Below are 18,100 nucleotides of genomic sequence, written 5' to 3' on the forward strand. Positions count from 1 at the left end.
CTGATACTAATTGCTCGTGCGGCTTGACCCTATAACTTTGATCAATCCGATCAAGGTGTTATGCCAAGTTGACGCATTCAAAATAATTCGCCAAAAGCTGATTCCAAACTCTATGAATTCGTTGTGCTGATCATGTGATCAGCGCGACAACCCTTTATGCCTGATGACCATAGCGAGTTGGTACCACTCCTTCCCATCCCGAACAGGACAGTGAAACGACTCAGCGCCGATGATAGTGCGGGTTCCCGTGTGAAAGTAGGTCATCGTCAGGCTCTTACAGCCCAGAAAACCCCAGTCAGCAATGACTGGGGTTTTTTGCTTTGCGTGCGCGAAAAGCAGAGGCAAAGGACAAATCAATGCGGCCAGAGCAATGCTCGGCTCCAATAGCACAAGCAGGGGGCGAGCCAGAAAAGAAAAGGCGCCCTTCAGTCAGTTGTTGGCACCAAACAGGCGGAGCGAGAGCAAAGACTTGTCAAATCAGAGATTTCGAATAACCCCTGAGTCGAACTCGGCAGCCCTCACAGCAATAAGCTCACCGAGGATGTCATCGGTCAATTGCTCCAATTCGGCATCGCCAAAGAATCGCGAACAAATCACGCTGAGGTATGGCGTGCTTCGCAGCCAGAAAGCCCAGTCCTCGGCTGTGATCGACTGCACCTCCAGCAGCTTGAACTTCATCAGCACCTTGATGGCGTGACGTGCATGCTTCACCGGGTCGCGTTGCAGGCCATCCAGGCGACGCCGAGCGGTAGCCAGCGCCTTGTCGACATCATCAAAAACAGCGCCGTGCCCCGGAATCACTCGCAGCGGCTTCAACGCTTCAATCAGATCAAGTGTCGCTGCCACATCCTCGAACCCGGGCTCTCCAGCCAATTCGGGAAACGTGATCCCGAAGCCGTTCTCCCACAGCGCATCCGCAGAAATCATCGTCCGTGATGCCGCATCGAACAAGATGATCGAGTGAGGATCGTGACCAGGTGCCGCATGCACCTGCCACGGCGCACCGCCGAGCATGAGCTCCGTCCCAGGCCGCAACAGTCCGGTGAACTGAAACCGCGGACAGCTCTGACCTGTCGCAAGAAAACTCAGTCCCTGCTCGTCCCATCGCGCCACCAAATCCGCTTCGCCAGGCGGAATATCCGTTTGAACGGCTGGGTAACGCGCTTGCAGCGCGGCATTGCCACCGCAGTGATCACTGTGCAGATGCGTATTCAGGATGCGGTCGAGCGGCCGCACACCCAGTACCGCTTCAGCCAGCGCCAGCGTCTGGTCCGCATGCGTGGCATACCCGGTATCGACCATCGCCGTCTCGCCGTCGCCGACAAACAGGACGTTGTTGGACGACAGCCACCCGCGCTCGAACACGACGACATTCGCCGGCAGCCCGGCGCTCGCCGATGCGTGGCTCATTCAAGCGCTCGCGCTGGAGCGAAGTTCGCGTCGAAGGATCTTCCCGACATTGGTCTTCGGCAGCGATTCCCTGAATTCGATGTGCTTCGGCCGCTTGTAACCCGTGAGCTGCGCATGGCAGTACTGGAGCACCGCTTCTTCCGTCAGCGCCGGGTCTTTGCGGACCACGAAAACCTTGATGGCTTCGCCCTGCTTTTCATCTGCCACGCCGATGGCTGCGCATTCGACAACCCCGGGACACAGCGAGATCACGTTCTCCAACTCGTTCGGGAACACATTGAAGCCGCTCACAAGAATCATGTCTTTCTTGCGGTCGACGATGCAGCTGTAGCCGTCCTCTTGCATGACCGCGATGTCGCCGGTTCGCATGAATCCGTCGGGTGTGAACGCGGCCGCGGTCTCGGCCGGCTGGTTGTAGTAGCCCCTCATCACATTGGGCCCCTTGATGCAAAGCTCTCCGCGTTCGCCGATCGGCAGTGAATTGCCTTCATCGTCCTTGATCGCGATCTCAATGCTCGGCAATGGCAGGCCGATGGTGCCGGTGAACTCGGTGTTCGACACCGGGTTGTTGGTGCCGATCGCGCAGGTCTCGCTCATGCCCCAGCCTTCGATCATCGGGCAGCCTGTGGCCTCGAACCACCTGCGCGCCGTGCCTTCCGAGGCGGCCATGCCACCTGCTTGCGAGACGAAGAGCGTCGAAAAATCGATCGACTTGAAGTCCGGATGCATCAGCAGCGCATTGAAGAGCGTGTTCACTGCCGGCAGCATGTGGAAGGGCCGCTTCTTCAGCACTGCAATGAACTTGTTGAAGTCTCGCGGGTTCGGGATCAGCGTCATGTGCGAGCCCTGGCGGATCACCAGCAGGCAGAGCGTGAGCGCGAAGATGTGATACAGCGGCAGCGCAGCGATGCTGTTGACTTTCGCCAGATCGCCAGCGCGCGCCAGTGCCGGCGTGAACCAGGCTTCGGCCTGCAGCGTCGCAGCCACGATGTTGCGATGGGTCAGCACCGCCCCTTTCGACAGGCCCGTCGTGCCGCCCGTGTACTGCAGGAATGCGATCGAATCGAGCGTGCTCCGGTCGGGCCCGAGCGTGCGCCCGCGCCCTTGGGCAATGACCTGGGTGAACGGCGTGACCGTGCGGCCATCGTTCAATGGCAGCTTGTAGGCCGGCACGATCTTGGCCAGGTGGCGCACGGCCAGCGTGATCCAGGCGCCATACAGGCCACCCAGCAGGTCGCCCATCGAGGTCATGACCACATGCTTCACGGGCGTGCGCTCGATGACCTGCTCCAGCGTTGCCGCGAAGTTCTCGAGGATGACGATGGCCGTTGCGCCCGAGTCCTTGAGCTGGTGCTCCAGCTCGCGCGCCGTGTAGAGCGGGTTGACGTTGACGCAGGTGTAGCCCGCGCGCAGCACGCCACACATGGTGACCGCGAACTGCGGAATGTTCGGCAGCATGATCGCCACGCGCGCGCCGGGCTCGAGCCCGAGCGACTGCAGCCACGCGCCCAGGGCTTTCGACAGCGTGTCGAGCTCGCCGTAAGACATCCAGCGTTCCATGCATACCGAGAAGGGCCGGTCCTTGTAGCGGCCGAAGGCCTCCTCGAACATGTGAGGCAGGGACCGGTACTGCTCGGGATGAATCTCGTGCGGTACGCCGGCCGGATAGTTCTGTCGCGCGGATGTCTGCATGCAAGCTCCTTTGGCGCGGATTGTGGGAGGCAGAGTGCCTCCGCCGCCAGCGGGCTTGTCCTAGGGGGCGGGCATGCGCTGTCGCGCGGGCGATAGCCGCGCGGCGCGATCCATCGAAGCGAAAGGGCTCAGACCTTGCCGGTCTCGCCCGGCAGCAACACCCCTGCCTCGATGTCGTTCGCGACCTTCAGCGACTCGTACAGCGGGGTGAAATCGGGCGCCGTGAGATCGAAGAGCTGCGCAAAGCTGTCGATCACGAAGTAGTTGCTCTGGTAGGTGTCGATCTTGTAGCGCGTGCGCATGGCGCGCAGCAGGTCCAGCGGCAGCCGGCGCGGCTCGTCGCTGAGCACGGCATGCTTCAGCTCGCCCACCGAGCTCAGGATGCCGGCGCCATAGGCGCGCAGGCCGTCCGGCTGGCGAATCAGGCCGAACTCGACCGTGTACCAGTACAGCCGCGACAGCTTCTCGCCGGCACCCAGTTCATGCGCCTTGATGCCGCCGGCGCCATAGCGCTGCACATAGTCGGCGAAGGTCGGGTCGAACAGCATCGGCACATGGCCGAACAGGTCGTGGAACACATCCGGCTCGACGATGTAGTCGAACTCTTCCGGCTTGCGGATCCAATCCGTCACCGGAAACTTGCGATTCGCCAGCAGCGTGAAGAAAGGCAATTCCGGAATCAGCCCCGGCACCGCAACGATCTCCCAGCCCGTCGCGCGATGCAGCCGGTCGTTGATCTCGTCGAAGCGCGGGATGCGGTCCTTCACGCCCAGGGACGGCAGCGCCCTGATGAAGGCGTCGCAGGCCAAGCCCGACAACTGCGCGGCCTGGCGTTCGTAGAGCCGCTTGTAGGTGTCGTGGTCGGCCGCCGTGTAGCTGGCCCAGTCCTGCGGGCAGGTGTAGTCGGCCAGCACCGTGCCGCCGCGCGAGTAATCGCCGCGGGGCGGGCGGTCCGAAGCGCCGTAGACGGCGGGGGTGACAACAGCGGCGGCAGGGGTGTCCATGGGGAATTTCTCGGGTTATTTGAGCCAGCGGTCCATCACGCGCTGGAAGTCGCCGCCGGCTTGCTGCAGGTGCAGCCATTGGTCGACGTACGACTTGAAGGCCACGTCGTCGCGCGGCAGCATCCAGGCCATTTCGCCGTACTGCAGCGGCTTGTCGGGGTTGATCGCGCACAGGCCCGGCTTGAGCTTCTGCTGCGTGATGGCCTCGGCCGCCTCGGTCACGAACACGTCGGCGCGATTGGCAAGGATCTCGTCGAAGATCGTCACGTTCTCGCCGTGCAGCGTGAGCTTGGCCTGTTTGAAATTGGTGCGCGCAAAGCGCTCGTTGCTGCCGCCCGGATTGAAGATCACGCGGGTCGAAGGCTTGTCGATGGCGGCCACGCTCTGGTACTTGGCCACGTCGGCGCAGCGCGCAATGGGCGTCTTGCCGTTGACCATGTAGGGGGCGCTGAAGAAGGCGCGTTTTTGCCGGTCGGTGGTGACCGACACGCCACCCACCGCGATGTCGCACTTGCCGGCGGCAAGGTCGGGCAGCAGGTTGGCCCAGGTGGTCTTGATCCACTCCGACTTGGCGCCAAGGCTGGCGCTGAAGCCGGTCATGAGGTCGACGTCGATGCCCTCGAAGGACGCGTCGGTCTTCTGGAAGCTGAAGGGCTTGTAGTCGCCCGGCGTGCAGATGCGCAGCACCGCGGCCTTCTGCACCGTGTCCAGGTGCGAACCGGCCACCGGCGTTGCCGCAGGGGCCATGGCGCAACCTGAAAGAACGGCGGCAGCCGCCGCGATGAAGGTCAGTCCGATCGAAGACGTGCTGCGCATGCCGGGCTCCTGGGGCAGTGAAGAAGCCCTTATTTTGCGGCGCTCAACACGCCACGGCGCATCTGGTCGAGCTCGATGCTCTCGAACAGCGCCTTGAAGTTGCCGTTGCCAAAGCCGTCGTCGCCCTTGCGCTGAATGAACTCGAAGAAGATCGGACCCAGCTGGTTCTCGCTGAAGATCTGCAGCAGAAGGGCGTCCTTCTTGCCGTCGATCAGGATCTTGCGCTTCTGCAATTCGGCAACGCTCTCGCCGTGCTCCGGAATGCGCTTGTCCACCAGTTCGTAATACGTGTCGATGGTGTCGAGCAGCGTCACGCCGTTGGTGCGCAGCGCGTCGACCGTCTTGTACAGGTCGTCCGAGCCCATGGCGATGTGCTGGATGCCCTCGCCCTTGTACATGTCCAGGTACTCCTGGATCTGGCCGGCCTGTTCCTTGCCTTCTTCGTTGATCGGGATGCGGATCTTGCCGCAGGGGCTGGTCATGGCCTTGCTCTTCACGCCCGTCACCTGGCCTTCGATGTCGAAGTACTTGATCTCGCGGAAGTTGAAGAGCTTCTCGTAGAAGCCGGCCCACACGTTCATGCGGCCGCGGTACACGTTGTGCGTCAGGTGGTCGATGTAGGTCAGGCCATTGCCGAACGGCGACAGCGCCTGCTCCGGTGCAACGCCGGGCAGGGCCTCGAAGTCGACGTCGTAGAAGCCGATGTTGCCGATGTCGCCGGGCTTCGCCCCGTTCTTGCCGGGCCAGCGGTCCACCAGATAGATCAGGCTGTCGCCGATGCCCTTGATGGCGGGAATGTTCAGTTCGCCAGGGCCGGCCTTGTCGGCAAAGCCCCAGGCGCCGAGCGACGTGGCGCGCTCGTAGGCCTGCTTGGCGTCCTGCACGCGGAAGGCGATGGCGCACACGCTCGGGCCGTGCTCGCGCGCGAATTTCTGCGCGAAGGAGTCGGGCTCGGCATTCAGGATGAAGTTGATGGTGCCCTGGCGGTACAGCAGCACGTTCTTGTGGCGGTGCTTGGCCACGGCCTTGAAGCCCATGCGCTCGAACACCTTGCCCATGGCGACCGGGTCCGGTGCCGCGTATTCGATGAATTCGAAGCCATCGGTACCCATGGGGTTCTCCCAGGGCGTGAAGGCGGGGGCGTCGGCGTGGCTCATGTGCGGTCTCCGGAAAGGGTGGGGAATTTCAATGAATAGGGCGCGAAATCGGCCGGTGCTGCAATGTAGGGTGGATGGCTCTCAGGTTTTCAGCGTTTCTGGGCGCTGGCAGTGGCTCTTGCGCAGTAAAACTGCAAAAATAGAGGAATGGAAGCACTGGACAAGATTGATAGGCTCATTCTGCGCACGCTGCAAGCAGATGGACGCGCCACCTACGACCAGCTCGCCGAACAGGTCAGCCTGTCGCCCAGTGCCGTGCTGCGGCGGGTCAAGCGGCTCGAAGAAAGCCGGGTGATCGACCGCTACGTCGCCCTGGTCCAGCCCGAAGCCATCGGCCTGGGGCTGACCGCCTATCTCAACGTGCGGCTCGAAAAGCACACCGAGAGCCACAAGCGCAACCCGATGGACCTGTTCCGCGCCAGCGTGCAGACCTGGCCCGAGGTGGTCGAATGCGCCGCGCTCACCGGCGACATGGACTACCTGCTGCGCGTCGTGGTGGCCGACATGGCCCACTACAGCCGCTTCATCATGGACACCCTGCTCAAGCACCCCAGCGTGGAAGACTGCAAGACCAGCTTCGTGCTGGACCGTGTCAAAGCCACAACAGCTGTGCCCGTTTAGCCACAAACGGGTTGCGCGGGCGCCACGGGCTCTGGTAATGGGTCACGAATGTGTCTTGGAAGTGTCCCTGCTGGGTTGTTGATTAAGGGAAAACCCTTACATTTGAGCCATGCTTACCGCCAAGACCCTTCTCAAGGCGTCTCTCGGCCTTGGCTCTTTCCTGAAAGCGCCGATGGTTGAGACCCAACCACGCGCTACGCCTGCGCCCCAGCCCGTCATGGTGCCGATCCGCTCGATCGGCCCCCGTGAACGCGACCGCATCGCCGCCCACCTGCTGGCGCTGACCCCGCACGACCGCTACCTGCGCTTCGGCTATGCGGCGGCCGACGAGCAGATCCAGCGCTACGTCGACGGCCTCGACTTCGACCGCGACGAACTGTTCGGCATCTACAACCGTCGCCTCGACCTGATCGCGATGGCGCACCTGGCCTTTGCGCCCAGCGACCAGCACAGCGATTGCGCCGAATTCGGCGTTTCGGTCTCGGCGCATGCCCGTGGCCGCGGCTACGGCGCCCGCCTGTTCGAGCGCGCCGTGGTCGTCGCCCGCAACGAAGGCGTCGGCATGCTCTTCATCCATGCGCTGAGCGAAAACGCCGCCATGCTGAAGATCGCCCGCAATGCCGGCGCCACCGTGGTGCGCAGCGGCTCCGAAGCCGAAGCACACCTCGAGCTGCCCAGCGCCACCTTCGACAGCCGCATGAGTGAGATCGCGCTGGAGCACTACGCCGCGGTCGACTTCGCGCTCAAGAGCCGCGCCAAGCAGTTCTGGGCCTTCCTGGCGAGCCTGCAGGAAGTGCGCAGCGGCATGCGCGACGCCCGGAAAAAATCCGCCTCCTGACCGTTGGCCTCCAGGCTTTTCACTTCGCTTCGCTGCCTGTAACTCGCCACCCTCCGAGGGGGAGGCGCGGCTCGCCTTGGGGCGGCCCGGCGTTGGCCGCCGGTGTTCTTTCCCCTGGAAAAGCCGTGGTGGAGCCTGTCACACGCAATCCGGTATCCTTGCCCTTCCTCAACTCCGCCCTCCCGCAGTGGCCGACCCTCACCCTGAACGCGCACCCGTAGAACGGGAAGACAAGCGCGGCTTTCTCCAGAAGCTCGCCGAATTCATTCACCCCGGTCCTGACTCGCGCGACGAGCTGATCGAAACCCTGGCGGATGCCGAGGACAACGAGGTGATCGGCGCCGAGTCGCGCGTGATGCTCGAAGGCGTGCTGCGCATGGCCGACATGACGGCCGGCGACGTGATGGTCGCGGCGCCGCGCATGGACGTCATCAACATCGACGCGCCGTTCGATGCGCTGCTTCACCTCATCATCGACACCGCGCACTCGCGCTTTCCGGTGTACGAGGGCGAAAAAGAAAACATCATCGGCATCCTGCTCGCGAAGGACCTGCTCAAGCTGCAGCGCGCGCCGGGCCTGAACATCCGTGCGCTGCTGCGGCCCGCGACCTTCGTGCCCGAGAGCAAGGGCCTGAACGACCTGCTGCGCGAGTTCCGTGGCAACCGCAACCACCTGGCCATCGTCATCGACGAGTTCGGCCGCGTGGCCGGCCTCATCACCATCGAGGACGTGCTCGAGCAGATCGTCGGCGAGATCGAAGACGAGTTCGACATCGCCGAAGACGAAGGCGACATCTTCGGTCTGGCCGACCACACCTACCGCGTCTCGGGCGACACGCCCATCGAGCGCGTGGCCGAAGCCTTCGGCATCGTCTTCGACGAAGAGCAGCTGAGCGAAGACTTCGACACCATCGGCGGCCTGATCGCCCACGAGATGGGCCACGTGCCCAAGCGCGGCGAGCACCATGCGATGGGCGGCTTCGACTTCGTGGTGCTGCACACCAAGGGCGGCGCGGTGCGCTGGTTCAAGGTGTCGCCGGCACGCGGCGGCGACGCGGCCGATTGATGCCGCTGCCCGCAGCGGCGACGCAACGCGTTTAGCCTTTCTCTTCCGCCAATCTGCTTCGCCTGCTGGGCTTCGGCGTTGCCGGCCTGGCGCAGGCAGTTTCCATGGCGTCGCCTGTGAGCGGCAAGCCCTTGTGGTGGCTTCAGTTGCTGTCGCTCGGTGCGCTCGTCTGGCTGCTCGACAGCCTGCGCGTCCAAGGCGCGGGCTGGCGCCGCGCCGGGCTGCATGGCTGGCTCTTCTCGACCGCCTGGCTTACCGGCAGCTTCTGGTGGCTCTTCATTTCGATGCACACCTACGGCGGGCTGCCTGCGCCGCTGGCCGCCATCGCCGTGCTGGCGCTGGCCGCGGCGCTCGGGCTGTACTACGCGGCCGCCAGTGCGTGGTTCGTCGTGCGCGGCCCGAAGGGCAGGGTGACGGGCGCGCTCGTCTTCGCAGCACTCTGGACGCTGGCCGAACTCGTGCGCGGCAGCTGGTTCACAGGCTTCCCGTGGGGCGCCGGTGGCTACGCGCATGTCGAAGGTCCGCTGGCTGCGCTCGCGCCGTGGGTTGGCGTCTATGGCATCGGCGCCGCCGCCGCGCTGGTCGTTGCGCTGGTCGCATTGCACCGGCCCATTCGTACCGGCGAGATCGCACTGGCAGCGGTCCTGATCGCGCTGGTGTTCGGCGCGCCGCAGCTTGTTGCGCCACTTCGCGCCGACGTGCAAGGCGCCAAGGGGTCGACCGGCAACCTGCAGATCGCGCTGCTGCAAGGCAACATTCCGCAGGACGAGAAGTTCGTGCCCGGCGGTGGTATCGAAACCGCATTGCGCTGGTACGGCGAGCAGCTGCGCGATGCCAAGGCCTCGCTCGTGGTGACACCCGAAACCGCGCTGCCCCTGCTGCCGCAGCAGTTGCCGGCGGGTTACCTCGAAGCGATCCAGGCGCGCTACAGCCAGGGCACGCAGGCCGCCATCGTCGGCCTGCCGATGGGAAACCAGGGCACGTACAGCAACTCGGTGCTCGGCTTCCAGCCCGGCGCATCGCGGGTCTACCAGTACAGCAAGCACCACCTGGTGCCTTTCGGCGAATTCATCCCCACGGGCTTTCGCTGGTTCATCCAGATGATGAACATCCCGCTCGGCGACTTCGAGCGCGGCGGGCTCGCGCAGGCGCCCTTCCTCTGGCAGGGCCAGCGCATCGCACCGAACATCTGCTACGAAGACTTGTTCGGCGACGAGATCGGCGCGAACTTCCGCGACGAGGCGACGGCGCCGACCGTCCTGCTCAACGTGAGCAACATCGCGTGGTTCGGCGACTCGGTCGCCATCGACGAGCACCTGTCGATCTCGCGCATGCGCGCGCTCGAATTCGCCCGGCCGATGGTGCGCTCCACCAACACCGGCGCGACCGTCGTCATCGATGCCGAGGGCCGCGTGACGCACGAACTGCCGCGCCTTACACGCGGCGTGCTCGAAGCGAGCGTCGAAGGCCGTCGCGGCCTCACGCCCTACGCGCGCTGGGTCGCGCCCTTCGGCTTGTGGCCGCTGTGGATCGGGGCGCTCGCTATCGTCGCAGCCGCGTTCCTGCTGCGCCGTCGCCAAGGCTGAAGCCGCACGCAGCGGCTGTCGTCGTCAAGCGGTTGCCGGCTCGGCCTTCACGGGCCAGTCGCGCAACTTGCCCGGGTTCAGCAGCCCCAGCGGATCGAATCGCTTCTTGACCTCGATGACCTCCGGCGGCAGCGGCCCGCCGGCCTTGCCGTCTTCGACGATGTTCACGTGCGGGTTGTTGATGTGCACCTGGTGCGCACGGTGGATGTCGATGATCTCGGCGAGCCGCTCTTCCGTGCTGAAGCGCACCAGCTGAAGCCCGCTGCAGGTCATCAGGCCCGCCACGTTGCGGATGAACTCGATGTGCATCATCACCTCGCCGCCGAGCAGCTGTTCCATCTCGATGATCTGCTCCACATGCTTGCCGGGGATGAAGCCGCTTTGCAGGTAGGTCAGCGAAGGGTCGATCTTCAGCGCATGCAGCGTCGTGTGGTTCCAGGTGAACTCCATCAGCGTGCGGTTGCTCTTCTGCACTTCGGCCGCCGTCTTGCGGTAGCCCACCGTGCCGCCATGCGCCTCGACCAGCTGCAGCAGCGCCGGCTCGCACGATTCGGCCACCAGCGACAGCACCGTGTGGCAGCCCTTGGGCAGGTGCGCGGCCAACTGCGCCAGATGGTCCGCGATGGGCGCGGCAAAGAACGAGATCTCGCGCTTCACGATGCCCGGCGCGTTCGCGAGCTTGTCCGCGAAGTGCAGCGCATCGGTGAAGCTGTCGAAGGTCACCAGCGTTTCGAGCCACGGGTGCGCGGGCGCCAACGCAATCTCGAGCTCCAGCACGAGGCCGTTGGTGCCCCACAGGTGATGCATGCGCATCGCCTCGGCACCGCGCAGCTCGATCACCTGGGGTTCGGCCTCGATGGTCATCGCGCGGATGCCGAGCACATTGCCCGGCGCGCCGAGCGGCCCGTAGTTGATCGAGCCCACGCCGCCGAAGCCGCCGCCGAACAGGCCGCCCAGCGTGGCGCTGCGGTAGGTGGAGGGCACGCAGCGCATTTCCTGCCCCGTGGGTTTCGTCTGCTTTTCGAGTTCGCCCAGGCGAATGCCGGCCTGCGCGCGCGCCACGCCGGGCTGCACCCACAGGAAGGCGTTGTAGCCCGTCATGTCGAGCACCACGCCGCCGGCCAGCGGCGTGGTCTGGCCGTAGTTGCCGGTGCCGCTGCCGCGGATCGTGATCGGCACGTTGCGGCGCGCGCAGGCGCCGACCACCGCGCGTATCTCGTCTTCGGTGCGCGGGCGCACGACCACGTCGGCGCGCTTGTCCTTCAACTGGCGGTTGAGCACGGGGCTGAACCACGAGAAGTCTTGCGACAGCCGCGTCACGCGGCCTTCGTCGGTGATCCAGTCGAGGTCGGGCAATTCGAGCAGCAACTGCTCGATGGAAGAAACGGGAGCGTTCATGGTCAAGTTCAATCCTGGGAAAGTTCGCTCGCATGCCACGAGCCGAGCGCCACCTTGGTCAGCCACGCCATCAGCACGAAGAGCGCAACACCGGTCAATGAAATCAGCAGCAGCGCGGCGAACATGCGCGGAATGTTCAGCTGGAAGCCCGCTTGCAGGATCTGGTAGGCCAGACCCGCGCCTGAGCCGCCCGTGCCCGCGACGAACTCCGCCACCACCGCGCCGATCAGCGCAAGGCCGCTGGAGATGCGCAGTCCGCCGAAGAAGTAAGGCAGCGCGCTCGGAATGCGCAGCCGCACCAGCTGCTGCCAGCGCGTTGCGCGGTTCAGCTTGAAGTAGCTCTGCAGGTCGGGGTCGATGCTGCGCAGGCCCAGCGTGGTGTTGCTGATGATCGGGAACAGCGCCACCAGCGCGGCGCACACCGTCATCGCGGCCACCGGGTTTTTCACCCAGATGATGATGAGCGGCGCCACCGCCACGATGGGCGTCACCTGCAGCAGCACGGCATACGGAAAGAGCGCGGTCTCGATGCGCTTGCTCTGCACGAACAGGAACGAGATCAGCACGCCCGCCACCGTGGCGAGCGCAAACGACAACACCGTGATCTTGAGCGTGACCAGCAGCGCGCTGCCCAGCGGCGCCCAGTCGGTCACCAGCGTCTGCATCATGAGGAAGGGCGAGGGCACCAGGTACGGCGGCAGCTCCATCGCCACCACCAGCCATTGCCACAGCGCGACCAACACCACGCCGATCAGCACCGGGTACAGCACGCGCTGCACGCGCGGCTGGTTGAGCAAGGGCGTGCGTTTCATCGCGTGGCCTCCTCGTCGGCATGGCTGCTGGCGCGCAGCAGGCTGTCTTGCAGCCGCTTGGCATGGCGAGCGAACTCGGGTGTCACCATGAAGTCGGCACTGCGTGGATAGGGCTCGTCGATGTGGAACTGCTCGACCACGCGGCCCGGCCGTGCGGCCATCATCACCACGCGGCTCGACAGGAACACCGCCTCGTGGATCGAGTGCGTCACGAAGATCACCGTGAGCTTCTTCTTGCGCCACAGCTCCAGCAGATCGGCGTCGAGCTTGTGGCGCGTGATCTCGTCGAGTGCGCCGAAGGGCTCATCCATCAGCAGCAGGTCGGGCTGCGTGACGAGCCCGCGCGCGATCGACACGCGCATCTGCATGCCACCTGACAGCGCACGCGGCAGCGCGTCCGCGAACTTTTCAAGGCCCACCAGCGCGAGCGATTCCATCACGCGCGCGTCGGCCTCCTTGCGCGGCACGCCGCCCAGGTCGAGCGGCAGCCGCACGTTGGTCTGCACGCTGGCCCAGGGCATCAGCGTGGGCGACTGGAACACGAAGGACAGCTTGTGCGGGCAGTCGTGCAACTGCGCCACCGGCTTGCGCCACACCAGCAGCCGGCCGTCGCTCGGCTCCAGCATGCCGGCCACCATCTTGAGCAGCGTGCTCTTGCCGCAGCCCGACGGGCCCAACAGCGTGACGAACTCGCCTTCTGCAATCGACAGGTCCACCGGCAGAAGCGCCTGCGTGCCGTTGGTATAAGTCTTCTCGGCCGAGAGCACTTCGACGGCGGGTACCGAAGGCGCAAGCTCGGGCGGTGGGGCCAGGGTGTGGGGTTCGATGCGATTCATGCGTGATGCCTTTCGAGAACAGCCGCAACACGCGGCCGCCTGGTTTCAGGGCGCAGGGGTGTCAAGGCAAGACCTTGGCGTCTTTCACGAACTCGGTCGTGTAGGTCTTTGCGAGCTCCACCTTCGACGGGTCGAGCAGCTTCGCGCTCACGAGGAAGTCGTAGCTCGCCTTGGAGCGCGCGTCGGTCATCACGCCGATACCCAGCTTGGCCGCGTCGCCGCCGGTGACCATGCCCATCTCCTTGAGCTTGGCCACGCTGTAGGCCAACTGGTCGTCGGTCATGTTGGGGTTGTCTTTCTTGATCAGCGCATTGGCGGGCGCCGGGTCGGCCAGGTAGCTCTTCCAGCCTTCGGCCGAGGCCTTCACGAAAGCGGCCACCTGCTTGCTGCGGTCCTTGAGCGTCTTCTCCATGCACGACACCGTGGTCGCATACGCCGGGAAGCCGTGGTCGCTGAACATCAGCACCGTGCTCTTCACGCCGGCCTTTTGAATGGCGTAGGGCTCCGAGGTCAGGTAGCCCTGCTGCGCGGTGTTCTTGTCCGCCACGAAGGGCTGGATGTTGAAGGTGTAGGGCCGCGTCTGCTCATCGGTGAAGCCGAACTTGGCCTTGAGCCACGGCCAGTAGCCGCGGTTGGCCTGCGCGCCGATCAGCAGCGTCTTGCCCTTCAGGTCCTCGAACTTCTTCACGTCGTCGTGCGCGATCAGCACCTGCGGGTCTTTCTGGAAGAAGGCCGCCACGTTGACCACCGGCACACCGCCTTCGCGCACCTGCATCATCTGGATGTCGCTCGAACCCATGATGCAGTCGGCCTGGCCGGCGGCCATCATCTGCGTGATGTTGACCTGCGGGCCACCCATCTTGATGGTCACGTCCAGCCCGTACTTCTTGTAGATGCCTTGCGCCACGGCCTGGTAGAAGCCGCCGTGTTCGGCCTGCGCGTACCAGTTGGTCATGTAGGTGAACTTGTCCTCAGCCTGCGCGGGCGCGGCAGCGGTGAGGAAGGCAATGGCGGCGGCGCCGACCATGGACAGGGCGAAAGAGCGCATGGGGTGGACCTCTCGAAGGGCTGGATTGAAAAAGGAAAGGGGTGAGCGATTCGATGCAAGGAGCGGGCCGAACCCTCTTCAAGCGGGCACGAACGATGGCTGGATGAAGCCCTGCTGGTGCCCACGCTCCCAGGTGGCTTCCTCGCGAACGACCCAGCGCAGCGCATGCAGCTCGGTCAGCGCCTGCACCCAGCTGTCGGACAGCGTGTCGAGGATCTCGTCGCCCTGTTCGCGCGTCGCGCTGGTGGGGTCGCCGATCACGCCGCTGGGGCCGAAGTCGCGCGCGGTCCAGGCGCAAGCCGGGCGGCCGTCGGCCGACAGCAGCTTGATGGGGAAGGGCGGCGGAAAGTTGGCCGCCGCGCGCTCCATGTGCACCGTGTCGGGCGCGAGTGCGAGCATCAGCGCGGTTTCGGAATGGCCAGCGTGCATCGACAGGCGCTTCTCCTGTTCGCCGATCTGCTTGCTCGACGCGTTCGGCAGGCGCGACACGCCATGCGGCACCACCACGAAATCGCCGTGCCGCAGCCGCAGTTCGCGCGCGGCCATCTCCAGCACCTGCGGCTGTCCGCCGTGGCCATTGGCGAACAGCAGCTTGCGAAAGCCCGCGCGGTAGACCGACTCGCCGATCTCGGTCACGGTCGACAGCAGCGTGGTGCCGGTGAGCGTCATCGTGCCGGGGAAGTGCAGGTGCTCTTCCGACTTGCCATAGGTGATGGTCGGCAGCGCGAAGGCGCGCACCTCGGGTGGCAGCTTCTCGAGCGCCTTGCCCATCACGCCCGAGGCGATCACGCTGTCGACCGAGCAGGGCAGGTGCGGCCCGTGCTGCTCGATGGCGCCGCAGGGCAGCACGATGACCGTGTTCTCGCGGTCGGGCAGCGCAGCGATTTCGGTCCAGCTCAGGTAGGGCAGGAAGCGGTGGGGGGGGATGTAGCCGTGGAGCATGGGCGTCCTTGTCGGTTGTCGGTGGTGGTGGTGCGTTGCGTGGATCACGAAAGAGAGGGCACGTCTTCGGTGCGCCGCAGCCAGGCCGAGGGCACGGCACCGCGTGTGATGCGGCCTTCGCGCAGCACCACGCGGGCGGCTGTGCGCGAAGGCCAGCCGTGACGGTCGGCCTCGGTGAAGAGCACGAGATCGGCAGGGCCGCCGACCAGCGTGGGCGTGGCGGGGGCCGGAGCGCGCTGCAGCCAGTCGCCACGGCACAGCGCCTCTGACCAGTTGTCGAAGGGTTCGTCGAGTTGCGCCACCAGCGCGGCCGTGCCCAGCGCCTCGACCGGATCGAAACTGCCGAGCCGGCAGAAGGGGTCTTGCACGTTGTCGCTCGCGAACAGCAGCGGAATGCCGCGCTCGCGCGCTTCCTTCACCAGCGTGATGCCGCGCAGGCGCGGCGTGCGGCCGGTGACGGCGTCCTGCAGCAGCAGGTTGGTGGCTGGCAGCGACACCACGGTGATCGGCGCGCGCGCCACCGCATCGAGCGTGGCGAAGGCCTGTGCCTCGGGCTGGGCCGCGAGCGCGCAGATGTGGCCGCAGACCACGCGGCCTTCGTAGCCGATCTCGCACAGGATGCGGGCCGTGGTCTGCAGGCCGACCGCCGAGGCGTTGAGTTCTTCATCGACGTGCAGGTCGATATCGAGGTCACAGGCCTGTGCCGACAGCAGCAGGTTGCGCAGTGCGTTCTCGCTCCAGTTGGTGGAGTGCACGAAGCCGCCGAGCAGCGCATGCGGCCCCGTGGCCTTCACCTGCTTTGCAAGGCGCATCGCTTGCGCCGCGTCTTCGAACAGCGGCAGCTTGATCAGGCTGACCTGCTCCAGCTTCACCTTGCCGGCCCATTCCTGCGCCAGCTCGGCCATCACTGGCCAGGCCAGCGGCACCGCGTCGGGCTCCCACCAGTCGACGTGCGTGCGCACATGCGCGGTGCCGCATTCCCAGGCCCACTGCAGGCCGCGCGACGCGCGCTCGTGCACGTCGGCGGAGCTCCAGTGCACGCGGTCGTTCAGCATCGCGTCGATGGCGCCGAGCAGGCCGGGCTGCACCTGCTTCATGCGCGGCAGCGTGAAGGCCTTGTCGAGGTGCGTGTGCGCATCGACGAAGCCGGGCAGCACCAGCGTGCCGGCCAAGTCCCAACCGGCGGTGGGGCGTTCAGCGTGATCGGATGCAGGGCGCACCGATGCCACGCGGCCGGCTTCGACGGCGATGCATGCCAACACCGGCACGCCATCGCGTTGTGGCCAGTCGCTCGGCAGCAGCCAGCGCGGCAAACGCGCGTTGTCGAGCAACGCAGGCGCGCTCATTGGCGTGCCTTCGTGCTGCGCACCGCGGCGCGAGCTTGCCTGGGGTGGCCCGGCGCGGCGCTCATGCGAAGCGCGCCATTGCTTGCCCGACCCGCGCCATGAAGTGCTTGAGCTGGGGCTCGGTCGCCACGTTCATGTGGTAGTGGGCGTGATAGTCCACCCGGGCGCGCTGGCCGGTGAGGCGCTTCATGTAGCGCGTGACGATCTTGCGCGGCGGATCGCCCATGTACCAGGCCATCCAGCGCGGCCGGCCATAGGTGACCACGGCGCTGATGCGCTGGATGTGCGTGAGCATCGGCTTCACATTCGCCGGGTCGCTGATGTCGAAGGCCACGCCCGGCATGAAGAGCCGGTCGAAGTAGCCCTTGAGCATTGCCGGCAGGCCGAAGCACCACGTCGGAAAGCAGAACACGATGCCTTCGGCCCACTGCAGCCGCTCCACGTAAGGCTTCAGCGGCAGCTGATTGGCCGGTACCTCGTGGTAGCCCAGCCGCTCCTCGCGCGACAGCACCGGGTTGAAGCCCTCGGCGTAGAGGTCGCAGTCGTCCACCTCGTGCCCTGCGGCGCGCAGGTTCTTCAGCACCTCCTGGTGCAGGGCGGCATGGAAGCTGGTTTCGACCGGATGGCAGTAGACGACGAGCACGCGCATGGTGTGTTTGACCGCTTAATCAGAGCAAGTGGTCAGGTTATGCAAGCGACGTGCCAGTCTTGATGCACCGGATTGGAGGCAGTCGTGCAGGCACAACATGCATGCATGCCTTTACATAACCAATTCGTTACATAAAGGTACGTTTCTAAAGACTGTTGACTAAAATTAACATTTCCAAAGTTTGTGTACTTTGGATCTACTTTGGCCCGTCAACTCATCCGAAACACCGAGAGTTCCTCTTGAAAAAACTACTTTTGATTGCAGCCATCGCAGGCGCCCTCCCTTTCGCTGCGCAAGCAGAGTCCAATTTCACGAGCGCGGCCTCGGGACAGTTGAGCGCCACCGCGCGCCTCAACTTCACGGTGACCATCCCGCGCGTGATGTACCTCCAGGTCGGCACCGGCACCAACTTCAGCACCGTCGGCACGGTCGACGCCCTGGCCTTCACGGTGCCGGGTGCATCGGTCGGCGCGGGCGGCACCATCGCCGGTACGGGCGGTGACCTGACCGGTGGCGCAGTCACGGTCCGCGTGCTGGGCAACGCCGGCAACCTGTCGCTCAATTCCGGCGTGACCGGCCAGCTGAGCAACGGCACCAACACCATTCCCTGGAGCGCCATCACCGTGACGGCGGCGCCGCTCACCACGGGCACGACCGCAGGCTTCACCAACGCGGCCATCACCCATCCGGCCTTCAGCACCACCACCGGCGCGGGCCCGACCGCCACGGCCTTCACCGCCGTGAACACGGTCGTGCGCCAGGAAAGCAAGTGGACCTTCGCGTACGACAACACCGGCGTCTACGCGCCAGGTACCTACGGCTCGACGGTGGCCAACAACGGTGTCGTGACCTACACGCTCACCTCGCCCTGACCCTGCG

At 65.2% G+C, this 18,100-nt stretch carries 17 protein-coding genes and 1 rRNA gene; 6 read left to right on the forward strand and 12 right to left on the reverse strand.

Annotated features, from left to right (window positions below; genetic code table 11):
- The first annotated feature begins 159 nt into the window (after nucleotides 1-159).
- A 5S ribosomal RNA gene (gene rrf / locus BLQ28_RS27485) occupies nucleotides 160-272 on the forward strand.
- Nucleotides 273-477: 205 nt separating this feature from the next.
- On the opposite strand, the gene BLQ28_RS27490 is transcribed toward rrf, so the two are convergent.
- From BLQ28_RS27490 to hppD, 5 genes are all read right to left on the reverse strand, one after another.
- Nucleotides 478-1,410 carry an MBL fold metallo-hydrolase gene (locus tag BLQ28_RS27490; protein ID WP_093246510.1) on the reverse strand — a complete coding sequence of 311 codons (933 nt, stop codon included), beginning with the start codon at nucleotides 1,408-1,410 and terminating at the stop codon, nucleotides 478-480.
- Complete coding sequence (locus BLQ28_RS27495; protein ID WP_093246511.1) at nucleotides 1,411-3,102, reverse strand: AMP-binding protein; 1,692 nt, start codon at nucleotides 3,100-3,102, stop codon at nucleotides 1,411-1,413.
- A 128-nt stretch (nucleotides 3,103-3,230) separates the two neighbouring features.
- The gene (gene phhA / locus BLQ28_RS27500; protein ID WP_093246512.1) at nucleotides 3,231-4,106 is read right to left on the reverse strand and encodes a phenylalanine 4-monooxygenase; all 876 of its coding nucleotides are present in this window, start codon (nucleotides 4,104-4,106) and stop codon (nucleotides 3,231-3,233) included.
- A 15-nt stretch (nucleotides 4,107-4,121) separates the two neighbouring features.
- Nucleotides 4,122-4,922, reverse strand: a complete 801-nt coding sequence (locus tag BLQ28_RS27505) for a transporter substrate-binding domain-containing protein (protein ID WP_093246513.1) — start codon at nucleotides 4,920-4,922, stop codon at nucleotides 4,122-4,124.
- Nucleotides 4,923-4,951: 29 nt separating this feature from the next.
- Complete coding sequence (gene hppD, locus BLQ28_RS27510; protein ID WP_093246514.1) at nucleotides 4,952-6,079, reverse strand: 4-hydroxyphenylpyruvate dioxygenase; 1,128 nt, start codon at nucleotides 6,077-6,079, stop codon at nucleotides 4,952-4,954.
- Between the two features lie 147 nt (nucleotides 6,080-6,226).
- Between hppD and BLQ28_RS27515 the strand changes: the two genes are divergently transcribed.
- The 4 genes from BLQ28_RS27515 to lnt all read left to right on the forward strand — a co-directional run bounded on the left by BLQ28_RS27515 (nucleotide 6,227) and on the right by lnt (nucleotide 10,190).
- Nucleotides 6,227-6,700 carry an Lrp/AsnC family transcriptional regulator gene (locus BLQ28_RS27515; protein WP_093246515.1) on the forward strand — a complete coding sequence of 158 codons (474 nt, stop codon included), beginning with the start codon at nucleotides 6,227-6,229 and terminating at the stop codon, nucleotides 6,698-6,700.
- Between the two features lie 109 nt (nucleotides 6,701-6,809).
- Nucleotides 6,810-7,538 (forward strand): GNAT family N-acetyltransferase, encoded by a 729-nt coding sequence (locus BLQ28_RS27520; protein WP_093246516.1) that lies wholly within the window; start codon nucleotides 6,810-6,812, stop codon nucleotides 7,536-7,538.
- Nucleotides 7,539-7,725: 187 nt separating this feature from the next.
- On the forward strand, nucleotides 7,726-8,604 hold the full coding sequence (locus BLQ28_RS27525) for an HlyC/CorC family transporter (protein WP_093246517.1): 879 nt from the start codon (nucleotides 7,726-7,728) through the stop codon (nucleotides 8,602-8,604).
- Between the two features lie 104 nt (nucleotides 8,605-8,708).
- Nucleotides 8,709-10,190: an apolipoprotein N-acyltransferase gene (gene lnt, locus BLQ28_RS27530; protein ID WP_256327484.1), complete on the forward strand. Its 1,482-nt coding sequence runs from the start codon at nucleotides 8,709-8,711 to the stop codon at nucleotides 10,188-10,190.
- A gap of 24 nt (nucleotides 10,191-10,214) precedes the next feature.
- Here the strand turns inward: lnt and BLQ28_RS27535 are convergent, their stop codons facing one another.
- The 7 genes from BLQ28_RS27535 to BLQ28_RS27565 all read right to left on the reverse strand — a co-directional run bounded on the left by BLQ28_RS27535 (nucleotide 10,215) and on the right by BLQ28_RS27565 (nucleotide 17,221).
- Entirely contained in the window at nucleotides 10,215-11,588 is a 1,374-nt protein-coding gene (locus BLQ28_RS27535) for an FAD-binding oxidoreductase (protein ID WP_093246518.1), read from the reverse strand.
- A gap of 8 nt (nucleotides 11,589-11,596) precedes the next feature.
- On the reverse strand, nucleotides 11,597-12,400 hold the full coding sequence (locus tag BLQ28_RS27540; protein ID WP_093246519.1) for an ABC transporter permease: 804 nt from the start codon (nucleotides 12,398-12,400) through the stop codon (nucleotides 11,597-11,599).
- Nucleotides 12,397-13,236 carry an ABC transporter ATP-binding protein gene (locus BLQ28_RS27545; protein ID WP_093246520.1) on the reverse strand — a complete coding sequence of 280 codons (840 nt, stop codon included), beginning with the start codon at nucleotides 13,234-13,236 and terminating at the stop codon, nucleotides 12,397-12,399. Before BLQ28_RS27545 ends, BLQ28_RS27540 begins: the two co-directional genes overlap by 4 nt.
- Before the next feature lie 61 nt (nucleotides 13,237-13,297).
- Nucleotides 13,298-14,284: an ABC transporter substrate-binding protein gene (locus BLQ28_RS27550; RefSeq protein ID WP_093246521.1), complete on the reverse strand. Its 987-nt coding sequence runs from the start codon at nucleotides 14,282-14,284 to the stop codon at nucleotides 13,298-13,300.
- Nucleotides 14,285-14,362: 78 nt separating this feature from the next.
- Nucleotides 14,363-15,226: a creatininase family protein gene (locus BLQ28_RS27555; protein WP_093246522.1), complete on the reverse strand. Its 864-nt coding sequence runs from the start codon at nucleotides 15,224-15,226 to the stop codon at nucleotides 14,363-14,365.
- Nucleotides 15,227-15,270: 44 nt separating this feature from the next.
- The gene (locus tag BLQ28_RS27560) at nucleotides 15,271-16,572 is read right to left on the reverse strand and encodes an amidohydrolase family protein (protein ID WP_093246523.1); all 1,302 of its coding nucleotides are present in this window, start codon (nucleotides 16,570-16,572) and stop codon (nucleotides 15,271-15,273) included.
- A 61-nt stretch (nucleotides 16,573-16,633) separates the two neighbouring features.
- Entirely contained in the window at nucleotides 16,634-17,221 is a 588-nt protein-coding gene (locus BLQ28_RS27565) for an NAD(P)H-dependent oxidoreductase (protein ID WP_093246524.1), read from the reverse strand.
- A gap of 239 nt (nucleotides 17,222-17,460) precedes the next feature.
- Between BLQ28_RS27565 and BLQ28_RS27570 the strand changes: the two genes are divergently transcribed.
- A complete protein-coding gene (locus BLQ28_RS27570) occupies nucleotides 17,461-18,093 on the forward strand; it encodes a hypothetical protein (protein ID WP_093246525.1) in 633 nt (210 codons plus the stop codon).
- The last annotated feature ends 7 nt before the right edge of the window (nucleotides 18,094-18,100 follow it).

The sequence above is a fragment of the Variovorax sp. EL159 genome, assembly GCF_900100965.1.
Taxonomy (GTDB): domain Bacteria; phylum Pseudomonadota; class Gammaproteobacteria; order Burkholderiales; family Burkholderiaceae_C; genus Variovorax.